Raw genomic sequence first — 25,929 nt, forward strand, 5'->3', positions numbered from 1 at the left:
CTGTGCGAGGCTGACAAGCAGAGACGGGGGCCGCAGCCCCCATCATGCAACCGCCAGGATCAGTTGAAGCAGTGCTCCGGGCCGGGGAAGCTCCCCTCGCTCACCTGCTGGACATAGAGGCGGATGGCGGCACGCACATCGCCGGTCTCGGCCAGGAAGTTCTTGGTGAACTTGGGCACATAGCCGGAGGTGACGCCAAAGGCATCGTGCATCACCAAAATCTGACCATCGGTCGCGGGGCCGGCACCAATGCCGATCACCGGGATGCGAAGCGCCTTGGTGATACGCTCGGCCAGCGCAGTGGGCACACACTCGAGCACCAGCAGCTGGATACCGGCCGCTTGCAGTTCGAGGGCCTGGCGATAGATCTCCTGCGCCTGAAACTCATCGCGCCCCTGCACCTTGAAGCCGCCAAAGACATGAACGGATTGCGGAGTGAGGCCGAGGTGACCACACACCGGCACCCCGTTGCGGGTGAGGTGGCGGATGGAGTCACAGAGCCAGTCGCCCCCTTCCATCTTCACCATGCGGGCACCGGCCGCCATCAGGCGGGCAGCGTTCTGGTAAGTCTGCTCGGGGGTGGCGTAGCTCATGAACGGCATGTCGGCGACCACCAGTGCCTTGCTGGCACCGCGTGCCACACAGCGGGTGTGATAGACCATCTCATCCATGTTGACCGCCAGGGTATCCTGGCCCCCTTGCAGCACCATGCCCAGTGAATCGCCGATGAGCAGCACATGGGCCCCCTCGTCGTCGAACAGCTTGGCAAAGGTGGCATCATAGGCGGTGATGGCGGTGAACTTTTGACCCTCCTGCTTCATCTTCAGCAGGCTGGCGGTGGTGATCTTGCTCATAGAGGCTCCTGTACGTCTGCACGCGGGGCAATGATGGCCAAATCATTGTGCGGGCAGCGGGCAACCAGTCGGGCGAGCGGGGTGCCGCAGGGCAGCACCAGAGCAGGCGCAATTTCGGCAAGGGGCAGCAGCACGAACTCCCGCTCCTTCATGCCGTAGTGGGGTACGATCAGGCGCTCATGGTTGATCACCTGATCCCCATAGAGCAGCAGATCGAGATCCAGAGTTCTCGGCCCCCACCGCTCATCTTTGCGCACACGTCCCTGTTCCAGCTCGATTTTTTGTAATTGATCCAGCAGCGCAAGGGGCGCGAGCCGGGTATTGAGCCGGGCCACGGCATTGACGTAGTCCGGTTGGTCAGCAGGCCCCATCGGGCGGCTGCTGTAAAACGACGAGGCCTCCACCAGCACAGATTCCGGCAACCTTGCCAAGGCGGCAACGGCGCGACGAGCCTGACCCAGCGGATCAGACAGGTTGGAACCAATGGCGATGAAGACCTCGGTCATCACGTCTGTTGTCACTCGGCCACTTTCGGTTTGCGGCGACGGGGGCGACGGCGGTTGCGGCTGTTGCTGCTGCGCTTCTCGCCATCGTGGCTGCGAGCCTCGCCGCGCTCACCGCTTGCCGGGCGACGGGTCGCTTCACGCTGCAGTTGCGGGCGCACATCCGGATTGGAGGCAACATAGCGCTCCCACCAGCTGGCCAGCTCGCCGAGACCGCGCTCGACCCGGTTGCGCAGCAACAGGAAGTCGAACGCCGCGCGGAACTTGGGATGCTCCATGGCGCGCTCGGGGTGCTTGCCCTGACGACGGGTCAGACGCTGTTGCAGTGCCCAGATGTCGCGGACATCTGTGGTGAAACGGCGGGGAACGGCGATGATCCGCACCTGATTGTCCAGCACCTCGTTGATCGCCAGCATGAAGGCGTCATACCAAGGCAGGCCGCTCTCGTTCTCCAGCACCCGACCACGGGCCTCGACGCAGCCCCACAGCAGGGTGGCGTAGAGGAAGGCGGGGGTGACGCGCTTATCTTCACGAACGCGGGTGTCGGTATCGATCAGCGCCTGCTCGATAAACTGCTCGTAGGGCGAGTTGCCGTGCGGGGTAAACAGCGCAGCCACTTGCGGGAAGAGCTGCTGGAACAGACCATACTCGCGCAGCAGCTTGTAGGTCGCCAGACCATCGCCAGCCAGGAACAGCTTGAGGGTCTCCTCAAACAGGCGGGCAGCCGGGATGTCTTGCAGCAGTGGCGCCAGCTCCTTGATGGGGGCAGCGGTACGCGGACTGATGGTCATATCCAGCTTGGCGGCAAAGCGCACGGCGCGCAGCATCCGCACCGGATCTTCACGATAACGGGTCTCGGGATCGCCGATCAGCTCAAGCTTGCGCTCGGCCAGATCTTCCAGACCCCCTTCGAAATCGTGCAGGGTGAAATCTTTGGCGCTGTAGTAGAGGGCGTTGACGGTAAAGTCGCGGCGCTCGGCATCCTCTTCGATGGTGCCGTAGACGTTGTCGCGCAGCAGCATGCCTTCATCAGACTGGGCCGACACATGTTTGCTGGTATTGACCTGATGGTGGTGACCCCGGAAGGTGGCCACTTCGATCACGTCACGACCAAAGACAATGTGGGCCAGGCGGAAACGACGGCCAATCAGGCGGCAGTTGCTGAACAGCGCCTTGATCTGCTCCGGCGTCGCATCGGTTGCGATGTCGAAATCCTTGGGCGTCTTCCCGAGCAGCAGATCCCGGACTCCGCCGCCGACCAGGTAGGCTTCGTAGCCGCCCTTGTTCAGGCGATAGAGCACCTTGAGTGCATTCTCGCTGATCTCTTTGCGCGAAATAGGGTGCTGATCACGGCTTAAGGTACGACGTTGACCGGCGACACGGGCTGGAATGGGGGATTCCACCGACTGCTCGCCGTCTTCCTTGCCGAGCACCTTGCGGCAAAAGTTTGCGATCTGGGAAAAAATGGTACACCTCTTCATGACTTCTAAATTGACGGGAGGCCAAAAAATAGCGGCCTATCATAGCTCACGCCTAACCAAATGAAAAACCGTGCTGACAATTGATCCCGTTTGAAACGGATCATCCCGATAAAATCACAATCAACAGCGGCAATTTACGCTCAATCAAACAAAAATCACCTGGTCGACTCAGCAATCCGCGAGCGGGATCTTCTCGCTGGCGGGCACCCGTTCGAGCTGCCAGTTGGCGATGCCCCATTCGATGATCTCGTCGATCCGGCTCGCCATCAGCTCGGGCGGCGGGCACTGGCCGAGGAAGTGCAGCGCCTGCCACAGTGCCGGGCGCACCTCATCAAGCGCCAGCGCAGGCGCATGGTTCTGCTTGGAGAGCTTGTTGCCATCTGCCAGCACCGCCAGCGGCAGGTGCACCCAGTCGGGCACCGGTGCTCCCAGGGTCTGATAAAGGGCAATCTGGCGCACCGTGGGCTCCAGCAGATCGGCACCGCGCACTATCTCGGTGATGCCGCTGTCCATATCATCCACCACCACCGCCAGGTTGTAGGCGTAGAGCCCGTCGCGGCGGCGGATAATGAAATCCTCCTCGGCGAGCGCCGCCGGGACCGCGATATGGCCCTGCAAGCGATCATCGAAGTGGTAGACCGGATGGTGCTGGCGCAGCCGGGCGGCGCAACCTTCGGCCGCAAGCCCGAGGGTGCGGCAGTGGCCGCTGTAAAGACCGCCCGCGGCCATGATTTCGCGCCGGGTGCAGCGGCACCAGTAGAGATCCCCCGCCCGATAGAGCTGGTCGATGATCTCGTCATAACGGCGGTGGCGCGCGCTCTGGAACATCACCTCCCCATCCCACTCGAGACCATATGCCTCAAGGGTCTTGAGGATCAGGGTCGCAGCCCCCGCCATCTCCCGCGGCGGATCGATATCTTCGATGCGTACCAGCCAACGTCCCTGCTGCGCTCTGGCCTGCAAAAAGCTGCCGAGGGCGGCGATCAGCGAACCGAAATGAAGCGGGCCTGAGGGTGAGGGGGCAAAGCGGCCGACATAGGGGCGCACAAGGGGTGAGGACGGGAAATTCACTGGCATGACTATTCGGGTAAGCGATTCATTGAGGCTGCATTCTGGGGCGCGACCGCCAAAAGCTCAATAAAAAAGGGAGCCCGCGAGCTCCCTTTTTTATATACCAGAGGGTCGGGATCAACCGGCCATCTGTTTTTCCTTGATCTCGGCCAGCGTCTTGCAATCGACACAGAGGTCGGCAGTCGGACGGGCTTCCAGACGACGGATACCGATCTCGATACCGCAGTGTTCGCAGTAACCGAAATCATCGTCTTCAAGCAGCTGCAAGGTCTTCTCGATCTTCTTGATCAGCTTGCGTTCACGGTCGCGGGTACGCAGTTCAAGAGCGAACTCTTCTTCTTGCGCGGCACGATCCACGGGATCCGGGAAGTTGGCAGCCTCGTCTTTCATATGGTCGACGGTACGATCAACTTCCTGCATCAGTTGGTTGCGCCAGGCACCCAGGATCTTGCGAAAATGCGCCTTTTGTTGGTCATTCATGTACTCCTCACCCGGCTTTTCCTGGTAAGGCGCGACACCCGCAATGGCCAGGGGGCCCAGAGATTTCCTGTTTTCGCCTGTTGGCATGCCCTGTCTCCTAATTCAGCACGCTACCCGTGCCATCCATAAATTGAGGGCGACATCTATAGCAGAAGGGTAACGGGTAAGCAAACGAGCCGTACCAATAATGTTACCCACTCCAATATTTATGCACTCCCCTCGGGTAACAGGTGACCAGATTCAAACGGGATAAACCCTTGAGCCACCATGCCTTGCACCCCAACATGGGGCCGATAGCATAAAATTTCAACCCCCGCCGCGATTGCCTGCTCAATTAGCAGACTATAGTGCGGATCTATATGGGTTGCAGGGCGCATACGGCTTATTCCGGAGTGCAACACCATGAAGAGCAGCACTGCCCTGTGGCCCGCCGCTTTCATCGCCATCAACTCGCGCAAATGCTTGGCACCACGGGCGGTGACCGCATCGGGGAAGTAGCCCATGCCAGCCTCCTCCCGCTCGTCGAGCAGGGTGACCGATTTTACCTCGATGTAACAATTGCCCTTCTCGTCATCTTCCAGCAACAGATCGATGCGACTGTTCTCTTCGCCATACTTCACCTCGGTGCGCAACCGGCTGTAACCCGCCAGCGGAGCAATGGCCTCCTGCTCGATCAGCTCCCGGGCAATCTGGTTGGCGCGCGCCGTGTTGACGCAGATAAAGTGGCCCGCCGGGCTCTCGGCGATCTCCCAGCTGTTGGGCAGCTTGCGCTTGGGGTTATCGGAGGTGGAGTACCAGACCCGGGTGCCCGGATCGGCACAACCGGTCATGGCACCGGTATTGGCGCAGTGGATAGTGATGACCTCGCCGTTATCGAGTTGCACATCGGTCAGAAAGCGCTTGTAGCGGGCCACCAGCTGGCCCGATTGCAGGGGGGGATCAAAGATCACGGGTTAGCCCTCCGCGCATCTTCTTTTACCCGGGCACGCAGCGGCCAGCAGGCAAGCGGCTCATAGCGCACCCCGTCCGGAGTCGAGATGGATTGATAGAGGCAGAACTCATCGGCCTGCAGCAGAAAATTGGGAGCAGGCTGGATGGCCGGTGCCTCAACCGCCTTGCGCGACAGGGTGACATGGGGGCGATAGCCCTGCTCGCCATTGCCAAGGCGCAGCTTCTCGCCGTGGCGGCGCAGCGCCTTTGCCAGCACGGTCAGCTCGTTGGGCCACTCCTTCGGGCCAATCCAGGCTGCCTTGGCCCGGCTGAACCAGCCGGTCTCATCCAGCCTGATGGAGAGCGGCGGACAGTGCTGACGCTCCACGGCGGCGATCAGGCGGCGGGTGGTCAACTCATCCGCCTCCCCCAGAAAGGCCAGGGTCAGGTGGAGGTTGGCTTGCGGCACCGGCTGACCGGGCCAGGGCAGCTGATCGCGCCAGGCGATGAGCTCGGGGGCGAGCTCCTTGACGGGCAGGGCAAAGAAGAGTTTGGCCATGTGGTGATAATGCCTTTTTCACGCTCATTGGATGGGCTCATTCTATGGCAGCTATCCGGCCATGTCTCGCCAGCCTCCCGCCCGAGTGGCCATATCCGCACATCCACTCACGGTGGCGCGGGTGGCTGTGGCAGAATAGGCGCCGTTTTACCGGTTGCCACAGAAGGTGCTCATCGCTTTGTCCCAGCTCCCCATCGTTTCGGTATTGCCCGAACTCTTTGCCGCCCTCGACAGCCACACCAGCGTGATCCTGCAGGCGCCCCCCGGCGCGGGCAAATCGACCCTGCTGCCGCTGGAGCTGGTGCGTCAGAACCAGCTGCCCGGCCGCATCATCATGCTGGAGCCAAGGCGCCTCGCGGCGCGCAATATCGCCAGCTTTCTGGCGCGCCAGCTGGGGGAGAAGGTGGGCGAGCGCATCGGCCTGCGAGTGCGTGGCGAGAGCCGCACCAGCTCAGCGACCCGGCTAGAGATCGTCACCGAAGGGGTGCTGACCCGGATGTTGCAGCAGGACCCGGAGCTGACTGGCGTCTCGCTGGTGATCTTCGATGAGTTCCACGAACGCAGTCTGCACGCCGATACCGCGCTGGCCTTCGCCATCGAGAGCCAGCAAGGGCTGCGCGATGACCTCAAGCTTTTGATTATGTCCGCAACCCTTGATGGCATGGCACTCGAGACCTTGCTGCCGGATGCCCCTGTGGTTCGCTCCGAGGGACGTGGTTTCCCGATCGATTACCACTACCGCCCCGCCAATCGCCAGCAGTGGCTGGAGCCGCAGGTCGGCGCCGTGGTACTCGAAGCGCTGGCCGAGCAAGATGGCAGCCTGCTGGTCTTTCTGCCGGGACAGGGCGAGATCGAGCGACTGGCGCAATGGTTGGCAGACAAACTGCCGGACGACGTGACCCTCGCCCCCCTCTACGGCCGCCTCGACATGGCAGCCCAGCAGGCGGCCATCGAACCAGCGCCTGCCGGCCACCGTAAGCTGGTGCTCACCACCAATGTGGCGGAGACCTCCCTCACTATTGAGGGGATTTCGGTGGTGATCGATAGCGGGCTGGAACGACGGGCCTCCTTTGATCTGAAAAGCGGTGTCACCCGACTGGAAACCCGCCAGATAGCCAAATCCTCCGCCACCCAGCGAGCCGGTCGCGCCGGTCGCCTCGGCCCCGGTATCTGCTACCGGCTCTGGAGCAGCGAGGTGCAGGAGCGGCTCGCCGAGCAGAGCCCGCCAGACATCCTCACTCAGGAGCTGACCGGCCTGCTGCTGGACGCCGCCCAGTGGGGGGCAAAGGTGGAAGATCTGCCGCTGCTGGACATGCCCCCCGCCGCCGCGGTGGCCAGCGCCCAGCGGCTGCTGGTGGCTCTTGGCGCCATGAAGCCGGAGGGTGAGCAACAACTCACTGCCGCTGGCCGAGCCATGGCGGCCTCCGGTACCCACCCTCGTCTCGCCCGCATGCTGCTGCGCGCCCGCGAGCTGGAGTCCGAGGGTCTGACAGGGATTGTCGCCGATGCCGCTTATCTGGTGGCGTTGCAGGAAGAAGATCTGCGAGGATCGGAGCGCCTCTCTGTGCTGTTCCACCGCCGTCAAAGCGCTCTGCGCCAGAACGCTGCCCGCTGGTTTGAACGGCTTGGCGTGCGCCCAGCCACTGCGCAGGGTCAGTGGCTGAGGCTGCTCTGTGCCCTCGCCTGGCCGGATCGCATCGGCAAACTGCGCAGCGGCAGTCGCTATCAACTCAGTGGTGGAGTGAGCTGCGATCTGGTAGAAGGTCATCCCTGTCAGGGACAAGCGGCCCTCATCGCCATCGAGATGGGGCAGAACGATCGCGGCAGCCGCATCTTTATCGCCGAACCGGTCGAGCTGGACGAGCTGGTGCGCCTGCTGCCGGAGCTGGTGAGCGAACGACAGTGGTTCGACTGGGATGAACGGGTGCGCGCCGAACGCCAGCAGGTGATCGGCGAGCTGGTGCTGAGCCAGCGACCGCTGACCGAACTCTCTGACGAGCAGAAAGGACGCTGCCTGCTGCAAGGTATTCGCCGCAAGGGGCTGCATGTACTGCCTTGGGACGAGAGTAGCGAAGGGCTGCTGGCCCGCCTGCGCTGCGCCCGCGACTGGCTGCCCGATGAGGGGTGGCCCGCGATGGATGACGAGAGCCTGCTGGCCACGCTCGAACAGTGGCTGCTGCCAGCGGTGAGCGGTATGACCCGGCTGGAGCAGCTGAAAAAGCTCAACCTCGGCGACATCCTGCGCCAATCCCTGCCCTGGCCGTTGCCCAAACGGCTGGACGAGGCGCTGCCGAGCCACTTTGCGGCGCCCACCGGCAGTCGGGTGCGGATCCGCTATCAGCCAGGGCAAGCACCGGTGATCCCGGTGCGCATTCAGGAGATGTTCGGGCAAGGTTCGACCCCCTGCGTGGCCGATGGCCGGGTACCGCTGGTGGTGGAGCTGCTCTCCCCCGCCCAGCGACCACTGCAGATCACCGCCGATCTGGCCGCCTTCTGGGCTGGATCCTACGAACAGGTGAAGAAAGAGATGAAGGGGCGCTATCCCCGCCACTACTGGCCGGATAATCCGCTGGAGGCGATGCCGACCAGGGTCACCAAGAAGAAGATGGGGATATAGGTTGGTGCTAGGAATAACGTAGCCCGACTCCAGCAGATGACCCTCACCCTGGCCCTCTCCCAGAGGGAGAGGGAACTGATCGAGGTTGGTGTTTGCTCCCTTCTCCCCTTGTGGGAGAAGGGCCGGGGATGAGGGGTGGGACATCCATCTGTCTGGCGGAGCGAAACCCGGAATCCAAATCCAATTGGTTCAGCCCGATCGGACGTTCGCGAATGCGACATAACAAGTAGAAAGGAAAGCAAAGAGGATTTATGGCAACCCAACGACGCAAGCGTGCCCCCAAGAAGGCAGCGCCCAAACGCACCATCTGGCGCAAGCTGTTCTGGCTTGGCTTCAAGCTCTCCCTGGTGGTGGCGGCCTTTATGGTGGTGTTTGGCATCTACCTCGATACCAAGGTGCGCGAGCGCTTCGATGGCGAGAAGTGGCAGCTGCCGGTGATGGTCTACAGCCGCCCGCTGGAGCTCTACCCCAGCCAGCGCCTGTCGCGGGACCAGATGCTGCGCGAGCTCAACATGCTGAGCTACAAGCAGGTGCGCCAGCCTCACACGCCGGGTGAATACACCATCAACGGCAACCGCATCGAGCTGATTCGCCGTCCGTTCGAGTTCTATGATGGCGCCGATGGAGCCCGTGGCCTGCGCCTCACCTTCAACGGCCCGCGCCTTGAGGGGATCCAGTCGCTGGAGAACCAGCGCCAGCTCGGTTACGCCCAGATGGACCCGGTGCTGCTCGATCGCCTCAACACCGAAGATCGGGAAGATCGCCTGCTGGTGCGCATCGCCGAAGTGCCCGACAGCCTGCTGGTGACCCTGCTCACCACCGAAGATCGCGACTTCTACCAGCATGGCGGCGTCTCGCCGGTGGCCATCATGCGCGCCATGTTCGCCAACCTGATCGCGGGTCGCACCGTGCAGGGGGGCAGTACCCTCACCCAGCAGCTGGCCAAAAACTTCTTCCTGACCCGTGAGCGCAGTCTGTGGCGAAAACTGCAGGAAGCCTATATGGCGGTGCTGATCGACTATCGCTACAGCAAGGACGAGATCCTCGAGTCCTACCTCAACGAGGTCTATCTGGGGCAGAACTTCTCGCAAGGGGTCTACGGTTTCGGCCTCGCCTCCTACTTCTACTTCGGCATTCCGGTCAACGAGCTGGATATCGATCAGGTCGCCCTGCTGGTCGGTCTGGTGAAAGGCCCCTCCTATTACGACCCATGGCGCTTCCCGGAGCGGGCCAAGACCCGTCGTGATCTGGTGCTGAAACTGCTGATGGATCACGGCAGCCTGACCCAGGCCGAATATGAGCTGGCCAGCCGTCAGCCCCTCGGCATCATCGCCCGCGGCCAGATGAGCTATGGCCGCACCCCGGCCTTTATGGGACTGCTCAAGCGAGAGATCCAGAGCCGTTTCGGCGCCGATCTGCTCAAGCAATCCGGCCTAAAGATCTTCACCAGCCTCGACCCCATCGCCCAGCACGCGGCCGAGCGGGCGGTCGAATCGGGCCTCGCCGATATCGAGAAGCTGCGCGGCAAAAAGAAGCTGGAGGCGGCCATGGTGGTCTCCGACTGGCACAAGGGCGAAGTAGTGGCGCTGGTGGGTGGCCGCGATCCCCGCTACGCAGGGTTCAACCGGGCGCTGGATGCCCGCCGCCAGATCGGCTCGCTGGTGAAACCGGCGGTCTACCTGACCGGTCTATCCAACGGCCTGACCCTGGCGACCCCGCTCAAAGATCAGCCGATCCGCATTCGCGGTCAGGATGGTCAGGTCTGGACGCCGCAGAACTATGATCGCAAGTTCCGCCAGAGCGTGCCGCTGATGGATGCGCTGGCCAGCTCCCTCAACGTGCCGACCGTCAATCTGGGTCTGCAAGTCGGGCTGGAGAAGGTAGTCGATACCCTGCACAAGCTGGGAGTCCAGCAGGAGATCCAGCCCTATCCGTCGCTGGTGCTGGGGGCGGTGGCCCTCTCCCCGCTGGAAGTGAACCAGATGTATCTGCCCATCGCCAATCAGGGACTGACCCAGCCGCTGTCGGCCATTCGCGCCGTGGTGAACGGGGATGGCAGCCTGCTCTATCAGCATGATCAGACCGCCAAGCGGGTCACCGACCAGCAAGCAAGCTGGCTGACCCTGTTCGCCATGACCAAGACGGTGAGTCAGGGCACAGCCCGCGCCCTCAGTGCCAAGTTCCCCGGCGCCACCATGGCGGCCAAGACCGGCACCACCAACGAGCTGCGCGACTCCTGGTTTGCCGGGATGGACAACAACGAGCTGGTCAGTATCTGGGTCGGTCGCGACGACAACACCCCGGCGGGCTTGACCGGAGCCAGTGGTGCCCTGCAGCTCTTTAGCGGCTACATGAGCCAGCGCGGCGTCAACAGTCTGGGATTGAAGATGCCGGAAGGGGTCACCTGGGCCAACTTCTCCCGCGCCAGCGGCACCCGCGTCACCAGCGACTGCCCGGGCAGCCTGCAGGTGCCGGCCAAGGCATCCACCATGGGCTCCCCGGCCGGTTGCGCCAGCAGTGCGACGCCACGCAGTGCACTGGATGACTGGTTCGGCGGTTTCTTCAACTAGATCAACGACACGGGCAGCGCAGGCTGCCCGTTCACTATGCTGCTGACAAGGAAACACCATGACCTTTCCGCTGTTTGACTCCATCCACCATGTGGCCATCATCGCCAGCGATTACCCACGCTCGCGCCACTTCTACCACGAGGTGCTGGGGCTACCCATTATCGCCGAGACCCTGCGCGAGGCGCGCCAGTCGTGGAAACTGGATCTGGCCCTGCCGGACGGCAGCCAGCTGGAGCTGTTCAGCTTCCCCTCGCCTCCCGAGCGCCCCTCCCGCCCCGAGGCGTGCGGCCTGCGCCATCTCGCCTTTCGGGTCAGCGACCTTGACCGGGTCATCGCCCACCTGCTGGCCCATCGGGTCGAGGTAGAGCCGGTACGGGTGGACGAGCTGACCGGCAAGCGCTTTACCTTCTTCGCCGACCCCGACGGCCTGCCGCTGGAGCTCTACGAAGCGCCGCGCTGAGCCTGCATCGACCAAGCAATCAGCCAAACAAAAGCCGCCCGGTTGCTACCGGGCGGCTTTTGTTATTGCTTCAGGTTATCAGGCGGTAGTCAGCATAACGACAGCCAGCGCCATCACCATCATGCCAGCCCAACCGATGGGCTTGAGCCGCTCACCGAAGAAGAGCAAACCGCCCAGCGCCGTACCGACGATGCCGATAGCCCCCCAGGTGGCGTAGGCAACAGCTAGGTCAATCTGGCCGCCACTTACCGCTTCCGAGAGCAGGGTAAAGGCGCCGAGTACCAGCATGATCCCCAGGAATCCCCACCCCTTGTAACGAAAACCCTTGGAGCGGTTGATGGCCATGTTGGCGCCGATATCGATCAGCGCGGCACCCAATACAATCACAAACGGACTCATGCTGTGGCCTCCGATTCTACTGACTTGTCTGCAGGCTCATCATGGGTCTCCCCCATGGTCACCATAACAATCCCCACTATCGCAAGAGCCAGGCCAATCAGCTCCTGAACGGTCACATCGTAACCAAGGAACATGACCGACACTATGGTGATCAAGGTGATCCCGAGCCCCTCCCAGAGCGCAAACGCAATACCAATGGAGATTGTTTTGGCGGCTTTCGCCAGCAACCAGTACGAGAAGCCGATCAACAGCCACATCGGGATGTAATTCATCCAGCCAGCTCCCTGCTCGGGGATCATGGCCATGCTGGAGGTACCGGCGACCTCGGTCACGATGGCGCCGGTCAAAAACAGCCGGGCCAGAAACATACGACTTAATAACATATAAGATGCCTTTGTTGCTTCGACGGGAGAGATGGTAAACGGGGAGAAGCAACTCGCGACAATCGCTCAGCGTCGATTATTCCGACGCCACAGGTTTGCCTTGCCTTGGTTCGACACGCTAAGGTGATAGTGAAAAACTCCGCCACAGCCTGTAAAACATGAAGCTATATCAGATAGAACTCTTTGTAGAGTCCGCCAATAGTGGCTCTATTGCCAACACTGCCCGTCGCCTCGGCAAAAGCCGCAGCGCCGTCAGCACCGCCATCGCGGCGCTGGAAGTTGAGCTTGGCGTCGAACTTTTTGAACGAGGCGCCAATCAGAGTCGCCTGACCGAGATCGGCGAGCTGGTGCTTGATGATTGCACTCGCCTGCTACAGGCAGCCAACAGCCTGCAGCAGAAGTGCAAACATTACGCCTCGGGGGCCGAAGTGGCGCTGCGGGTTGCCCGCGATGACGCGATTCCCGAGCCGGTGTGGCGCGAGATACTGACCAGCCTGCACAATCAGTTTCCCGGCACCAGTATCTCGCTGGTGCTTGCCTCTCCGCCTGAACTGCCGGCGCTGGTGGAAGAGGGATTCGTCGATGCCGCCTTTGGCCTTATCACCGAGGATCAGGAACGCAGCGGCCTCAATATCGACGTGCTCAACCCGATCCGCACCCTGATGGTGGTGGCACCCAGCCATCCGCTGGCCGGACTGAAGCGGGTCAAACAGCAAGATCTGACCGATCACACCCAGGTCACCCTCTCGTACGTAGATGAATTTTCTGTAAAAAGCCTGCTACCTGTGGGAGGCCAGCATATCGGTCTCTCCAGCTTCGAGTTGATGCGCAATGCGGTGCTGGACGGACTGGGCTGGGCAGTGCTCCCCTCGCCGCTGATCCAGAGTCAGTTGCGACAAGGCTCCCTGCTGACCCTGAAACACAAGTTCAGCCTGCAGTGGCGGGATTACGGGGTCTATCTGGCGGAAAACGCCTATCACGGCAAGGTGTTGGCCTGGTTGAAGAAGTCGATCCAGGGGTATCTGGAACCTTTCGAGTAGCGATAAAGAGGCGGAGCCAGCTCACGATATCTACTTATCCTGATGATCCGAGAGGATGTGATCGTGCATACTGTTCACATACTCATTGAGCGCCGGAGGCGTAACCGATATGAGCAGTGCCCAAGACAAGGACGATATCTTGCTGGACGACGACATCATCGAACTCGATGATGAGGAGGTCGTGGTCCCCAAGGCACTCAACCCATGGCAAGTGCTGATCGTGGATGATGAGCCGGATATCCATCATGCCACCCGCCTGGCCCTCTCCAACATTCACTACAAATCCCGTCCGCTGGAGCTGCTCAATGCCTACAGCGGCGCCGAAGCTGGCCGCATGCTGGAGGCCAATCCCAGGATTGCACTGATCCTGCTCGATGTGGTGATGGAGACCGAAGACGCAGGTCTGCGGCTGGTGCACCGGATCCGCAACGAAATGCATAACTCGCTGGTGCGGATCGTGCTGCGTACCGGCCAACCCGGCCAGGCGCCGGAGCAACGGGTGATCCTCGATTACGACATCAATGACTACAAGACCAAGACCGAGCTGACGGTACAAAAGCTCTACACCACTGTCATCGCATCCCTGCGTTCATACGAAACCCTCAGTGCCATCGACAAGAGCCGTCAGGGGCTCGGCAAAATTCTGGAAGGGGCAGGCGATCTCTACCATCTTCATTCACTCAAGGAGTTTGCCTCCGGCGTGCTGAAACAGATCAGCGCCATTCTCGATGTGGGCACCGAAGGGGCTATCTGCGCCGAGCGCCGTCCCGGCGAACAGGGGCTGGAGATCCTCGCCGCTACCGGCGACTACGAGACTCTGCTGGATGATGGCAAGATCACCGACTTTCCCACCCTCAATGACTCGGTCCTGAAGGCACTGGCGGCGCGCAGCAACCGTTTTGAACACCCGCAGGACTCCCTCTATATCGCCGCCCAGAATGGTCGCGAGTTCGTGCTGAGTTTTACCCCGACCCAGCCCCTCGATCCCCTCGAATGCGATCTGCTGGATGTCTTCTGTCAGCGCATCTCGGCGGCCTACGACAACCTCTATCTCTACAACCAGTTGCTGCGCGCCCAGGAGGCCACCGTGGTGGCGCTGGCGGCGCTGGCGGCTCTGGCGGAGTTTCGCGACTCCGATACCGGCGAGCATGTCTTGCGGGTGCAGAAACTCTCGGATGCCATCGTGGCCGAATTGAAGCAGATGGCGGCCTATCCCGAGCAGCTGACCCCGGAGTTTGTCGAGATGATCGGCATGGCCTCCATCCTGCACGATGTGGGCAAGGTGGGCACCCCGGATCATATCCTGCACAAGCCCGGCCGTTTCGACCCGGAAGAGCGGGCCATCATGGAGCAGCACGCCGGTATCGGCGCCAATATCCTGCACAAGGCGGGCGAAATGGTGGAGGGAACCAGCTACCTCTCTCTCGGCGCCGAAATCGCCCGGGGCCACCATGAGCACTTCGATGGCAAGGGCTACCCGCAGCAGCTGGCTGGCCAGCAGATCCCGCTGTCGGCGCGGATTGTGGCGGTAGTCGATGTATTCGATGCCCTGCTCAGCAAGCGCCCCTACAAGGAGCCCTGGACGCTGGCGCAGACCATGGAGTATATCCAGTCCCGCTCCGGCACCCAGTTTGACCCTCATGTAGTGACAGCCCTGTCGCGACTGGTCAATGAGTCGAGACTCCCCTACTCGCTCTGACCCTCTTTGCTCGCAACTCCACATGCCCTGCCGGTGACCAAGGTCAGCGGCAGGGCATCAAAACAGCCGTTTTGTTGCATCCCGCACACATCAAAGCGCCGCAAAGCGGAAACATCCCCCCCTTCTTTGTTAGCGATATCCGCTGAAATATGGTCATTTAACATCACATCGCTATAATATCGGCCTGCAAACCTGATACTAACAACGAAGGAAATATCATGAGCCTGAACCTGGTACCGGCCGGCAAGAGCCTGCCCGACGATATCTATGTCATCATCGAAATTCCGCAGAATGCCGACCCGATCAAATACGAAGTCGACAAGGATAGCGGTGCTATTTTCGTCGATCGCTTCATGTCTACCCCGATGTTCTATCCGTGCAACTACGGCTACGTGAACGCGACCCTCTCTCTGGATGGTGACCCCGTCGACGTACTGGTTCCGACCCCCTACCCGCTGCTGGCCGGTTCCGTCATTCGCTGCCGCCCGGTTGGCGTGCTGAAGATGACCGACGAATCTGGCGAAGATGCCAAGATCGTTGCCGTACCGCACTCCAAGCTGACCAAGCAGTACGACCACATCCAGGATGTGAACGATCTGCCTGAACTGCTGAAAGCCCAGATCCAGCACTTCTTCGAGCGCTACAAAGAGCTGGAAGCGGGCAAATGGGTCAAGGTGGAAGGTTGGGGCGACAAGGCCGCTGCCGAAGCCGAGATCAAAACCTCTGCCGAGCGTTACGCTGCCAAGTAAGCATCACTCGGTTTGTAAAAAAGGCGCCTTATGGCGCCTTTTTTGTCGGTGTTTGCGGCAGCTGACCGGCCGCATCTTCGGCAGGATTGCCCTGAATGTATATTTCACGACCATCTTTCTGGTAGGGACGATAGTAATCACCGCCACAGCGATAGCCGCCGCCAGGCTGGCTCATCAGCTCGCAGTTGACCGGCAACACCTCCAGCCACTTGATGGCCTGCTGGTAGCGCAGCCACTCCTGCCATTCGTGCTCGCGTGCCAGCTCATCACGCAGGGCAAAGGTATCCGCAATGGACATCCCCTTGTTGACGATCACCTGACCCGCCATGACTGGCAGGCTGAGCAGCCCAAACAGCACTATGATCCAAGGCTTCATAACCCCTCCAGAGTGACTTAATTTCACAATTAAATTAAAAGTCACATCAATCTGTTATCCAGATCACAAAACGAAACATCACCAAAGTGGTGCCGGCTCACCTAGTTGTTAATTATCGTCCACGGCAGGAAGCACCACCATGAAGCTGACCCCCGCGCTGTTGCTCAGCCTCACTCTCTGCACCACTCTTGGTGCTACAAGCAACGCCAGCGAAATCAACATGAGCTGGCAGTGGCAATCCACCGATGGCCAGCGCAAGCACTTCCAGCTGACCACTGACGATCAGGTGATGGCCGCCAGTCGCCACGAGATGAGCCTGCTGAAGGCCTCTCTCACCAATCCGCTGGAGACCCTTTACGCCTATATCAGCCCACGGCTCTACAACAGCATCAACCTGATCAATCAGAGCAGCCCAGAGACCGCTACCAAATTTCGCAATCTGGAGCAGGCCTTCACCCTGCGGGACGACAGCATGGAGTCGATGCTGTTCTGGCAAGCCTACCAGCAGTATCAGGAGGATGCCTTCTACCAGATGAGGGTGATCCCCTGCGTCCATCCTGCCAATCGCAAACTGCCTTGCGTGCGACCCGATTACTCCCAGCTCTTCTACCACTTCAAAGGGCATCTCAAGCCACTGGCGCAGCAATTTGCGGCCAAGGATCTCGCCACCAGCGTCAGCCTGCTGCAGGAGTGGCTGAACGCCATCCCCACCCAGCCGGAGCAGCTGGATCACTTCGCACCGCCGCTGCAGGCACTGCAGGATAACAAGGCCGATAGCGACGAGAAGGCGCTGCTGATGGCCAGTCTGCTTGCGGAGCTGGCGCCGCAATATGTGCTCAGCATCATCTATCCGGATATCAGCATCGGCAGCGTCTCCCCTGCCTGGCTGGCCATTACGGCAGACAGTGGCGTACCCGGTGATGTGGTGGTGATCAACAATCAGCGTCATGTGCTGCTGACCGGCTCGTCCCTGCTGGCCCAGCAGATGACTATGGCCAAGATCCCCCTCATCAGCGAGTCGCTCTACTGACGCAGACAGCTCAGACCAGCAGCCAATTCATTGATTTTTATCGATGTCATGCCATCCTAGCCGCCCTTGCCAGCCAACCACCTGACTGGCGGGGCGCCGACGCTTCTGAATTGCGATCTTATTTAACACTTTTTAAACAGATCCGATCAGTTTAGGATGAAGCTCGCCCATTCCCTCAATCCGAAACTCGTTATAACATAACAAATGGAGTGTCATCAGGATGAAACATCTCGTACTTACTTTGGCGCTGCTGCCATCTCTGGTCTTTGCTCACAACTTCAAGGATGGCAACCCGGTGCCGCTGGTCAATGTCAGCGACAAGGGTGAGCTGGTACTGAACGGCAAGGATATCGGTTACCAGCCGTGGCAGAGCACCTCGCTCACCGGCAAGGTATTCCTGATCCAGCATATTGCCGGTCGCTCCAGTGCCAAGGAGCTGAACGCCCCGATGATCGAGGCGATCAAGGCCGCCAAGTTGCCGCAAGACAAGTACCAGACCGTTACCGTCATCAACAGCAATGACGCCATCTGGGGCACCTCCGGCTTCGTGAAGAGCAGTGCCGAGGACAGCAAGAAAGAGTTCCCATGGTCCGCCATGGTGCTGGATGCCAAGGGCATGGCGCGCAACGCCTGGGATCTGACGCCGGAAAGCTCGGCGATCATCCTGCTGGATAAAGAGGGCAAGGTGCTGTTTGCCAAAGATGGCCAGCTCGATGCCAACAACATTGCTACCGTGATGGGGCTCATCAAGTCCCATCTCTAAGTCAGAGAGAAAGGGCGCTGATGGCGCCCTTTCCATAAGGGTCTATGGGTCGTATCAAGCTGAAAATCTGGATCTTGCTGCTAGGCTGGTTATGGCTGCAGCCTGCCCTTGCCCGGCACCAGTTTGAATCCGCCCTGCCCGGCCACGACGACCATCACTGTCTGGTTTGCGCCCTCCATCTGGATGGCAAGCAGGTCATCACGGCTACCCCCTATTGTTTCCCCGGTTCAAGCTCTGTTCTGCCCGTCGTTGCAACCATGCAGCGCTCGGCGGATACCGCCACGCTTCACAGCTATGCCATCCGTGCGCCGCCCACCTCTGCTTTTCTCTATCCCTTTGTTTAATTTCGCTATTTGTTTTGAAAAAGGATTAAAGATGAAAGCAGTTACTCTGTTGCTGGCCGCAGCGGCCTTTGGCGCACACGCCAATCACGACGAACACGAGAGCCACAGCCACGGCGCCCACGAGCATGGCCACGGCCACCTCAATCTGGTGGTCGATGGCGACCAGTTGATGATCGAGCTGCAGGCACCCGCAGCCGATCTGGTGGGCTTCGAGCACGCCGCCAAGAGCGATGAAGAGAAGGCGCAATATGCCAAAGCGGTCACCCGCCTCCAGCAGCCTGACGCACTGTTCCGCTTCGACCCGGCCGCTGGCTGCAAACTGACCCAGCAGGAGCTGCAAGCCGCCAAAGAAGAGCATGATCACGACCATGACCATGACCATGACCATGACCATGACCATGACCATGACCATGACCATGACCATGACAAGGCTGCCAGCGACAAACATGAAGACCAGCATAATCATGACGAAGCGGGTCACGCCGATATGGGCGCCATGTACACCTACACCTGCGCCACCCCAGCCAAACTGACCGGCCTTGAGGCAACCCTGTTCAGCGTCTATCCGAGCCTTGAGAAGCTGAGCGTGCAGGGAATCCTGCCCACTGGCCAGACCGCTGGCGAGCTGACCCCGTCCGCCAACAAGCTGAGCTGGTAACGCCATGAAAAAAGCCGTGGTTGAGATCCGCGATCTGGCCTTTGCCTGGCCAGGTGGCGACGCTGTACTCGATCTGCCCGCCCTCACCATCCGCAAGGGTGAGCGGGTCTTTATCAAGGGCCCGTCAGGCTCCGGCAAGTCGACCCTGCTCGGGTTGCTGGCCGGGATCCAGACCGCCAACCACGGCACCCTGGAGGTGCTGGGCCAACCATTGGCCCGGCTCTCTGGCCGTGCCCGTGACCACTTCCGGGCGGCCAATCTGGGTTATATCTTCCAGCAGTTCAATCTGCTGCCCTTTCTTTCGGTGCAGGACAACGTGACCGCAGCCCTCACCTTTTCGCCCGCCAAACGGGCCCGCCTGCAAGGGAGTCCGGAGCAGGAGGCGCGCCGTCTGCTGGCGGAGCTGCAACTGCCGGATGACGCACTGCATCGCCCCGTCCATGCCCTCAGCATCGGCCAGCAGCAGCGGGTTGCCGCCGCACGGGCGCTGATCGGCTCGCCACCACTGGTGATCGCCGACGAGCCCACCTCGGCCCTCGATACCGACAACCGGGCGGCCTTTATCAAGCTGTTGTTCGAGGAGTGCGACAAGCAGGGCTCGACCCTGATCTTCGTCAGCCACGACCCTTATCTCGAACCCCTGTTCCCACGGGTCGAAAACCTGCAACAGCTCAACCGGAGGGCATCATGCTGAGCACCGTTCAACACTGCATCTCCCTGATGAATGCCATGCGTACCCACGCGGTACGACAACAAAACCGGAGGGTCACGTGCTAAAGCTCGCCCTGCAAAGTCTCTGGGCCCGCCGACTCACCGCCGGGCTCACCCTGCTGGCCGTCGCCATCAGCGTCACCCTGCTGCTCGGTGTGGAGCGGGTGCGTACTCAGGCCCGCGAAAGTTTCTCCAACACCGTCTCGGGGACCGATCTCATCGTCGGCGCCCGCTCCGGCCAGGTGAACCTGCTGCTCTACTCGGTGTTTCGCATCGGCAACCCCACCAACAATGTGGGGTGGGACTCCTATCAAGCCATCAAGCAGAAACCCGGCGTCGCCTGGACCATCCCGCTTTCCCTTGGCGACTCCCACAAGGGATTTCGGGTGCTCGGCACCAATGGCGACTACTTCACCCACCTGAAGTACGGTCAGCAGCAGTCGCTGCAACTGCGCGAGGGGCGGCCCTTCGACACGCCGTTTGAAGCGGTACTCGGCGCCCAGGTAGCCGAGAAGCTCGGCTATCATCTCGACCAATCCATCGTCATCGCCCACGGTGCTGGCAACACCTCGTTCAGCCAGCACGACAATCTGCCGTTCAAGGTGGTAGGCATTCTGGCGCCGACCGGCACGCCCATCGATCGCACCATCCATGTGCCGCTGGCGGGGATCGAGGCGATCCATCTGGGCTGGGATACCGGCCGCCACAGCAAGAACGTAACACCTGAGCAGGCGCTGGCGCAGGATCTCACCCCGAAAACCATCACCGCCTTTATGGTGGGGCTGAGCAACCGCATTCTGGCGTTCCAGCTGCAACGTAGCATCAACACCTATCCCAAGGAGCCGTTGATGGCGATCCTGCCGGGGGCCGCCCTGCAGGAGCTGTGGAGCCTGATGAGCGTGGCGGAAACCGCCCTCTCGGTCATCGCCGGTTTCGTGGTAGTGGCGGGCCTTATCGGCATGCTGACGACCCTACTGGCGGGGCTTAACGAGCGGCGCCGGGAGCTCGCCATTTTGCGATCCCTCGGCGCGGGCCCTGCCCACCTGTTCCTGCTGCTGGCGCTGGAGGCCATGGCGCTGACCACGGTCGGCATCGCTCTCGGGGTCGCCGTGCTCTATCTGGGGCAGGGACTTGCCTCGCCCTGGCTGCTCAGCCACTATGGCCTGCAACTGAGTCTGGGGCTGCCGAGCGCCTACGAGTGGCAACTGCTGGGGGTGGTGTGGCTGGCAGGCATGGTGATCGGCCTGCTCCCTGCCGCCCGCGCTTACCGCTACAGCCTGAGCGATGGCATGAGCATTCGCGTCTAGCGAGACGCCCAAAATAGAAACAGAAGGACAGATGATGAAGTGGAAAATAGTGGCGCTGCTCGCCAGCCTGCTGGTACTGCCCGCCATGGCCGCCGATTACAAGACCATCGACTGGGATGTGCTCATCCCGGAAGGGGAAAAACTGCTGCCACCACCCCAGGTCAATCACGAAGATCCCATGTCGGTGCCGCAACCGGTGGGCGGGGTAAACAAGAAGCTGGACAACCAGGATGTGCGCATTCCGGGCTTCGTGGTGCCGCTGGAAGGGGATGCCAAGAAGATCACCGCCTTCCTGCTGGTGCCCTACTTCGGCGCCTGCATCCATGTGCCGCCGCCCCCCACCAATCAGGTGATCTATGTGAGCTACCCCAAGGGTGCGCCGGTGGATGATCTGTGGGACGCCATCTGGGTGAAGGGCAAGATGCGCACGGTCAGCTCCAGCCACGAGATGGCCACCGCCTCCTATTCGATGGAAGCGGTCGAGGTGAGCGTCTACGAGGAGTAATCCTCCCGTTGCAAAAAAAGCGGCCTCCACGGAGGCCGCTTTGTTATCTTGGCATCCCGGTTGGAGTAACATTCAGCTCCAGAACCTGTGCGAATGGAGTCAGCATGGCAGACCTCCCCCCCCCGAAAAAAGAGAGTTCGATCCTGAGCAGCCAGGAGCAGACCCTGCGTCTGGCCCGCAGTCGCGGTATCGACGGCATGCTCACCCGCAACACCGACAGCACCTTCGAACAGCGCGCCACCTTTCGCCATCTGGCGGATCAGGCCGCTCGCCAGCACAATCTGGAAGCCATCATGGTGATGGCCTCCCGCCACTGCGAAGAGACTGCGGCCGGCGGCGAGATGGACAGCGACTGGCTGACCCGCTTTCTGCAACTGGCGGAAGATATCAGCATGGTGCCGATGCAGCAGCTGTGGGGGCGGATCTTCGCGCTGGAAATCGCCACCCCGGGCCGCTTCTCCATCCGGGCGCTCGCCACCCTCAAAGAGATGACACAGCGCGAGGCCCAGCTGTTCCAGCGCATCTGTTCACTGACCTGCCACTACACCGGCAGCGACGAGCAGCGACTGCTGCTGGGGCTGCACAAGGGAGCAACCCTGCTGAGTCGTGCCAAGGCAACGCGCCTTGGCCTTGGCAAATACCGACTGCCCTACAACGCCCTGCTGCAACTGTTTGAGCTCGGGCTGCTGCATCGCGCGGAGCTGGAGTCTGGCCCGCTGCCCGCCGATGGAGTCGAGCTGGAGTTCGGCAACCAGCGCTGGCGGCTGCAGTGCAAGCAGAACAACATCACCCTGCTCTACTACCGGCTCACCCCGGTGGGCAACGAGCTCGCCCAGCTGCTGCAAGAGTCGCCGCTGGAGGAGTACCTGCAGGATCTGAAAACCGTGCTGGTGCAGGGGATCCAGATTGAAGTGATGCAACTCGTCAGCGCCCCCTCCTCACCCGCTCCCGACCCTCTCCCCTGATCTCTGGCGGGGCTGCTGCCCCGTCGGTTCGTGGTTCCTTCGCATCAAGCTGCTGGCTCCAAGCTTGTGGGCTTGACCAGAATAGGTTGCAAATTGCAGATGCCGCAGAGGCACACCCCGTCTGCTCCGTTGCATATTGCAAACAGCAACGATCTTTTCCTGCCAAAACGACACTAATAACACATCAATCATTAGCTTTTGCCAGCTGGCCCGCCCTTTGCACATGTCTTGATGCAGATCAAAATTTAACCACCACGGCTCGGGAGCAAGGCCATGAGAATCAATCAACCGGTTACCCAAAGAGAACGTCTCTATCCAGACCACCAGAGCCTGATTTCCACCACGGATCTGGAGAGCCGCATCACCTACGCCAACGAGGAGTTCTGCGAGATTGCAGGCTTCTCGCTCGACGAGCTGGTGGGGGAACACCACAATCTGGTGCGTCATCCTGACATGCCGAAACAGGCCTTTGCCGATCTGTGGAACCATATTCGCGAAGGCAAGAGCTGGATGGGGCCGGTGAAAAATCGCTGCAAGAGTGGCGATCACTACTGGGTCAGCGCCTTTGTCACCCCCATCAAGGATGCCAGCGGCCGGGTGGTGGAGTATCAGTCGGTGCGCACCGCCCCAAGCGAAGAGATCAAACAGCGGGCCGAGAAGGTCTATGCCGACCTTCGCAACAACAAGCTACCGCTGGCGCTCAAGCTGCCCACCTTCTCCCATACCCTGACCATCAACCTCTGCCTGCTGCTGAGCCTGCTCGCCATGTTTGCGCTGGGCTACAACCACGACATGAACTGGCAACTGGCGCTGGTCGCCCTGCCGCTGGCGATAGCGGCCATCACCCTGAATGCCCTCTCCCGCCGCCTCGGCAAGCTCAACAAGATGGCCCGCTACCGCTTTGACAACCCGCTGATGCAGCTGCTCTACACCAACAAGGTGGACAACATCGCCGCCATCGAACTCTCGATGGTTATGAATCAGGCAGAGTTCAACGCCGTGCTGGCCCGTACCCAGCAGACTTGCAGCAAGATCCTGCAGGCCGCCGAAGGGGATCTGCGCAACGCCGAATCCATCACCGACAACCTGCAACAGCAGCAGGCCGAAACCAATCAGGTTGCCACTGCCGTGACCGAAATGTCGGAATCCATTCGCGAGGTGTCGCAAAGCTCGACTGACTCCTCCAGCCTGCTTGATGAAACGGCCGTGCTGTTCAAGAGCGGCAACAGTAGCGTGGCCGAAACCGTAGCTGCCGTGGCAGGCATGAACAGCGAGCTGACCACCTCCAAGAGCGTGATCAGTGCGCTGGTCGGCCACTGCCGCGATATCGACGGCATCCTTGATGTGATCAACAACATCGCCAACCAGACCAACCTGCTGGCCCTCAACGCCGCCATTGAAGCGGCCCGGGCTGGCGAAGCGGGTCGCGGCTTCTCGGTAGTGGCTGACGAGATCCGCACCCTCGCCATCAAGACCCAATCCTCGACCAGCGAGATCCAGAAGATGATCACCGAGCTGCAAACCAGCGCCGGGGATGCAGAGCAGGCGATGGAGAAGGGCTGCCAACTTGCCGACAGTTGCCAGCAGAAGGCCACCGCGACCGGCACCATACTCCAGCAGATCAACAACATGTTGCAGCAGGTCGCCTCCGGCAGTAGCCAGATTGCCCAGGCGGTGCAGGAGCAGTCCCACGTTACCGCCGAGATCAACCGCAACGTGCTCAGCATCAAGACCCTGGCCGATGACTCCAGCGTGGGCAGCCAGCACGCCGTGCACGGCATCACCCAGCTGGTCAACCAGTTAAGCGATCTCGACCGGCTGGTACGCCAGTTCCAGAAGGGCGCTCCGGCAAGCCAAAGCCGCTACGAAGTGGCCGCCACCCGCGCCGTGCCGGTTCGCCAAGCCAGATAACAACTACCCAAACCATCACCTCAGACAAACCCTATGGGCCCAAGGGCCCATAGGGTTTTTTAGTGTCCACCAACAAGAGGACGATACTCCCGCTTTCACCGTCCGATTTTCCCCAGCTCTGATGGACGCATCTGTTGAAAATTCATATCGCCCCCGTAACTGAGTAGTTTGTTGATCTTGCTCAGGAAATTTTCCACATCTACTTTCTTCCGCAGCCCCATTCGGTAACATAGCCGCTTGGCAACCTCTCGCAGGAGTCAGCCATGAGCCAAGCCATTGCCAAAACGCAGGTAACAAGCAGCAGACTGGAGGCTGGAATTCAGGGGCGGTAGCGTGGTTTTTGTAAGTTGGCACAGCGCGTAGCGAAGACCAACAGACAAGTTCTTCAGCGTTAAAGGGAAAAATATGGATGTCATTAAGGCTTTAGGGAAGGTGCGAATAAGCGGGGAAATTCTTCTCGGCTGACTCAGTCATTTCATTTCTTCATGTTTGAGCCGATTTTTTCTCCCGTAAATGCCTTGAATCAGCCTGTTTAGACCGTTTCTTCGCCATTTAAGGCGTTATCCCCAGTTTTTAGTGAGATCTCTCCCACTGACGTATCATTTGGTCCGCCCGAAACAGGTTGGCCAGCGTGAATAACATCGCCAGTTGGTTATCGTTTTTCAGCAACCCCTTGTATCTGGCTTTCACGAAGCCGAACTGTCGCTTGATGATGCGAAATGGGTGCTCCACCTTGGCCCGGATGCTGGCTTTCATGTATTCGATGTTGATGGCCGTTTTGTTCTTGCGTGGATGCTGTTTCAAGGTTCTTACCTTGCCGGGGCGCTCGGCGATCAGCCAGTCCACATCCACCTCGGCCAGCTCCTCGCGCTGTGGCGCCCCTTGGTAGCCGGCATCGGCTGAGACAAATTGCTCCTCTCCATGCAGCAGATTACCCAGCTGATTGAGGTCATGCTCGTTGGCCGCGGTGGTGACTAGGCTGTGGGTCAGGCCACTCTTGGCATCGACACCAATGTGGGCCTTCATGCCAAAGTGCCACTGATTGCCTTTCTTGGTCTGATGCATCTGCGGATCGCGTTGCTGCTCTTTGTTCTTGGTCGAGCTGGGTGCCTCAATGATGGTGGCATCGACCAAGGTGCCTTGAGTCATCATGATGCCTGCTTCGGCCAGCCAGCGATTGATGGTCTTGAACAATTGGCGGGCCAGTTGATGCTGCTCCAGCAGGTGGCGGAAATTCATGATGGTGGTGCGGTCCGGCAAGGCGCTATCCAGGGATAACCGGGCAAACAGACGCATGGAGGCGATTTCGTACAGAGCATCTTCCATCGCGCCATCGCTCAGGTTGTACCAATGCTGCATGCAGTGAATGCGCAGCATGGTTTCCAGCGGATAAGGTCGCCGGCCATTACCAGCCTTGGGATAAAACGGCTCGATGACTTCCACCATGTTTTGCCATGGCAGAATCTGCTCCATGCGGGACAAGAAAATCTCTTTTCTGGTCTGACGGCGCTTACTGCTGAATTCACTGTCGGCGAAGGTGAGCTGATGACTCATGATGAACCCT

The 25,929-nt window shown here is 60.5% G+C and carries 26 protein-coding genes; 15 read left to right on the plus strand and 11 right to left on the minus strand.

Annotated elements, in window-relative coordinates; all coding sequences use genetic code 11:
• Positions 1-59 precede the first annotated feature (59 nt).
• The 7 genes from panB to thpR all read right to left on the minus strand — a co-directional run bounded on the left by panB (position 60) and on the right by thpR (position 5,878).
• Positions 60-854 (minus strand): 3-methyl-2-oxobutanoate hydroxymethyltransferase, encoded by a 795-nt coding sequence (gene panB, locus AB5Y97_RS17865; protein ID WP_005335640.1) that lies wholly within the window; start codon positions 852-854, stop codon positions 60-62.
• Complete coding sequence (gene folK / locus AB5Y97_RS17870; protein ID WP_005354659.1) at positions 851-1,360, minus strand: 2-amino-4-hydroxy-6-hydroxymethyldihydropteridine diphosphokinase; 510 nt, start codon at positions 1,358-1,360, stop codon at positions 851-853. Before folK ends, panB begins: the two co-directional genes overlap by 4 nt.
• A gap of 11 nt (positions 1,361-1,371) precedes the next feature.
• A complete protein-coding gene (gene pcnB / locus AB5Y97_RS17875; RefSeq protein WP_005335642.1) occupies positions 1,372-2,838 on the minus strand; it encodes a polynucleotide adenylyltransferase PcnB in 1,467 nt (488 codons plus the stop codon).
• A 168-nt stretch (positions 2,839-3,006) separates the two neighbouring features.
• The gene (gene gluQRS, locus AB5Y97_RS17880; RefSeq protein WP_323907126.1) at positions 3,007-3,915 is read right to left on the minus strand and encodes a tRNA glutamyl-Q(34) synthetase GluQRS; all 909 of its coding nucleotides are present in this window, start codon (positions 3,913-3,915) and stop codon (positions 3,007-3,009) included.
• 111 nt (positions 3,916-4,026) lie between these two features.
• Positions 4,027-4,476 carry an RNA polymerase-binding protein DksA gene (dksA, locus tag AB5Y97_RS17885; protein WP_005335644.1) on the minus strand — a complete coding sequence of 150 codons (450 nt, stop codon included), beginning with the start codon at positions 4,474-4,476 and terminating at the stop codon, positions 4,027-4,029.
• Between the two features lie 119 nt (positions 4,477-4,595).
• A complete protein-coding gene (sfsA, locus tag AB5Y97_RS17890) occupies positions 4,596-5,339 on the minus strand; it encodes a DNA/RNA nuclease SfsA (protein ID WP_019444756.1) in 744 nt (247 codons plus the stop codon).
• Positions 5,336-5,878, minus strand: a complete 543-nt coding sequence (gene thpR, locus AB5Y97_RS17895; RefSeq protein WP_042079954.1) for an RNA 2',3'-cyclic phosphodiesterase — start codon at positions 5,876-5,878, stop codon at positions 5,336-5,338. The genes sfsA and thpR overlap by 4 nt, the downstream gene beginning before the upstream one ends.
• 178 nt (positions 5,879-6,056) lie before the next feature.
• On the opposite strand from thpR, the gene hrpB reads away from it, so the two are divergent.
• The 3 genes from hrpB to AB5Y97_RS17910 all read left to right on the plus strand — a co-directional run bounded on the left by hrpB (position 6,057) and on the right by AB5Y97_RS17910 (position 11,525).
• Positions 6,057-8,495, plus strand: coding sequence for an ATP-dependent helicase HrpB (gene hrpB, locus AB5Y97_RS17900; protein ID WP_368158616.1), 2,439 nt, complete (start codon positions 6,057-6,059; stop codon positions 8,493-8,495).
• Positions 8,496-8,746: 251 nt separating this feature from the next.
• Positions 8,747-11,065, plus strand: a complete 2,319-nt coding sequence (mrcB, locus tag AB5Y97_RS17905) for a penicillin-binding protein 1B (RefSeq protein ID WP_042052390.1) — start codon at positions 8,747-8,749, stop codon at positions 11,063-11,065.
• Positions 11,066-11,123: 58 nt separating this feature from the next.
• Positions 11,124-11,525 carry a VOC family protein gene (locus tag AB5Y97_RS17910; protein ID WP_005335657.1) on the plus strand — a complete coding sequence of 134 codons (402 nt, stop codon included), beginning with the start codon at positions 11,124-11,126 and terminating at the stop codon, positions 11,523-11,525.
• 78 nt (positions 11,526-11,603) lie between these two features.
• On the opposite strand, the gene AB5Y97_RS17915 is transcribed toward AB5Y97_RS17910, so the two are convergent.
• Together AB5Y97_RS17915 and AB5Y97_RS17920 are read right to left on the minus strand one after the other, a co-directional pair.
• On the minus strand, positions 11,604-11,924 hold the full coding sequence (locus AB5Y97_RS17915) for an SMR family transporter (protein WP_005335659.1): 321 nt from the start codon (positions 11,922-11,924) through the stop codon (positions 11,604-11,606).
• Positions 11,921-12,307, minus strand: coding sequence for a multidrug efflux SMR transporter (locus tag AB5Y97_RS17920; RefSeq protein ID WP_368158619.1), 387 nt, complete (start codon positions 12,305-12,307; stop codon positions 11,921-11,923). The genes AB5Y97_RS17915 and AB5Y97_RS17920 overlap by 4 nt, the downstream gene beginning before the upstream one ends.
• A 158-nt stretch (positions 12,308-12,465) precedes the next feature.
• Here AB5Y97_RS17920 and AB5Y97_RS17925 point away from each other — a divergent pair, with 158 nt between their 5' ends.
• The 3 genes from AB5Y97_RS17925 (at position 12,466) to ppa (ending at position 15,795) form a co-directional block, all read left to right on the plus strand.
• Positions 12,466-13,347: a LysR family transcriptional regulator gene (locus AB5Y97_RS17925; protein ID WP_201946659.1), complete on the plus strand. Its 882-nt coding sequence runs from the start codon at positions 12,466-12,468 to the stop codon at positions 13,345-13,347.
• A gap of 109 nt (positions 13,348-13,456) precedes the next feature.
• A complete protein-coding gene (locus AB5Y97_RS17930) occupies positions 13,457-15,046 on the plus strand; it encodes a DUF3369 domain-containing protein (protein ID WP_368158622.1) in 1,590 nt (529 codons plus the stop codon).
• 218 nt (positions 15,047-15,264) lie between these two features.
• Positions 15,265-15,795, plus strand: a complete 531-nt coding sequence (gene ppa / locus AB5Y97_RS17935) for an inorganic diphosphatase (RefSeq protein ID WP_005335667.1) — start codon at positions 15,265-15,267, stop codon at positions 15,793-15,795.
• A gap of 28 nt (positions 15,796-15,823) precedes the next feature.
• Here the strand turns inward: ppa and AB5Y97_RS17940 are convergent, their stop codons facing one another.
• Positions 15,824-16,171 carry a hypothetical protein gene (locus AB5Y97_RS17940; protein WP_201946661.1) on the minus strand — a complete coding sequence of 116 codons (348 nt, stop codon included), beginning with the start codon at positions 16,169-16,171 and terminating at the stop codon, positions 15,824-15,826.
• Positions 16,172-16,310: 139 nt separating this feature from the next.
• On the opposite strand from AB5Y97_RS17940, the gene AB5Y97_RS17945 reads away from it, so the two are divergent.
• The 9 genes from AB5Y97_RS17945 (at position 16,311) to AB5Y97_RS17985 (ending at position 24,365) form a co-directional block, all read left to right on the plus strand.
• On the plus strand, positions 16,311-17,201 hold the full coding sequence (locus tag AB5Y97_RS17945) for a hypothetical protein (protein WP_043821720.1): 891 nt from the start codon (positions 16,311-16,313) through the stop codon (positions 17,199-17,201).
• A gap of 220 nt (positions 17,202-17,421) precedes the next feature.
• Positions 17,422-17,964 carry a YtfJ family protein gene (locus AB5Y97_RS17950; RefSeq protein WP_005343253.1) on the plus strand — a complete coding sequence of 181 codons (543 nt, stop codon included), beginning with the start codon at positions 17,422-17,424 and terminating at the stop codon, positions 17,962-17,964.
• Positions 17,965-18,008: 44 nt separating this feature from the next.
• Entirely contained in the window at positions 18,009-18,308 is a 300-nt protein-coding gene (locus AB5Y97_RS17955; RefSeq protein WP_201946663.1) for a DUF2607 family protein, read from the plus strand.
• Positions 18,309-18,339: 31 nt separating this feature from the next.
• Positions 18,340-18,966, plus strand: coding sequence for a DUF2796 domain-containing protein (locus AB5Y97_RS17960; protein WP_368158625.1), 627 nt, complete (start codon positions 18,340-18,342; stop codon positions 18,964-18,966).
• Positions 18,967-18,970: 4 nt separating this feature from the next.
• Positions 18,971-19,660 carry an ABC transporter ATP-binding protein gene (locus tag AB5Y97_RS17965; RefSeq protein ID WP_201946666.1) on the plus strand — a complete coding sequence of 230 codons (690 nt, stop codon included), beginning with the start codon at positions 18,971-18,973 and terminating at the stop codon, positions 19,658-19,660.
• Between the two features lie 76 nt (positions 19,661-19,736).
• Positions 19,737-20,984: an ABC transporter permease gene (locus AB5Y97_RS17970; protein ID WP_201946668.1), complete on the plus strand. Its 1,248-nt coding sequence runs from the start codon at positions 19,737-19,739 to the stop codon at positions 20,982-20,984.
• 31 nt (positions 20,985-21,015) lie between these two features.
• Positions 21,016-21,489 carry a DUF3299 domain-containing protein gene (locus AB5Y97_RS17975; RefSeq protein WP_201946670.1) on the plus strand — a complete coding sequence of 158 codons (474 nt, stop codon included), beginning with the start codon at positions 21,016-21,018 and terminating at the stop codon, positions 21,487-21,489.
• A gap of 104 nt (positions 21,490-21,593) precedes the next feature.
• A complete protein-coding gene (locus tag AB5Y97_RS17980; RefSeq protein ID WP_201946672.1) occupies positions 21,594-22,454 on the plus strand; it encodes a TIGR03899 family protein in 861 nt (286 codons plus the stop codon).
• Between the two features lie 273 nt (positions 22,455-22,727).
• Positions 22,728-24,365 carry a PAS domain-containing methyl-accepting chemotaxis protein gene (locus tag AB5Y97_RS17985; RefSeq protein ID WP_201946673.1) on the plus strand — a complete coding sequence of 546 codons (1,638 nt, stop codon included), beginning with the start codon at positions 22,728-22,730 and terminating at the stop codon, positions 24,363-24,365.
• A 573-nt stretch (positions 24,366-24,938) separates the two neighbouring features.
• Here the strand turns inward: AB5Y97_RS17985 and AB5Y97_RS17990 are convergent.
• Complete coding sequence (locus AB5Y97_RS17990; RefSeq protein WP_368157187.1) at positions 24,939-25,919, minus strand: IS5-like element IS5 family transposase; 981 nt, start codon at positions 25,917-25,919, stop codon at positions 24,939-24,941.
• Between the last annotated feature and the right edge of the window lie 10 nt (positions 25,920-25,929).

Origin of the sequence: Aeromonas sp. R10-2 (genome assembly GCF_040908445.1) — a bacterium.
GTDB classification, from domain to species: domain Bacteria; phylum Pseudomonadota; class Gammaproteobacteria; order Enterobacterales; family Aeromonadaceae; genus Aeromonas; species Aeromonas veronii.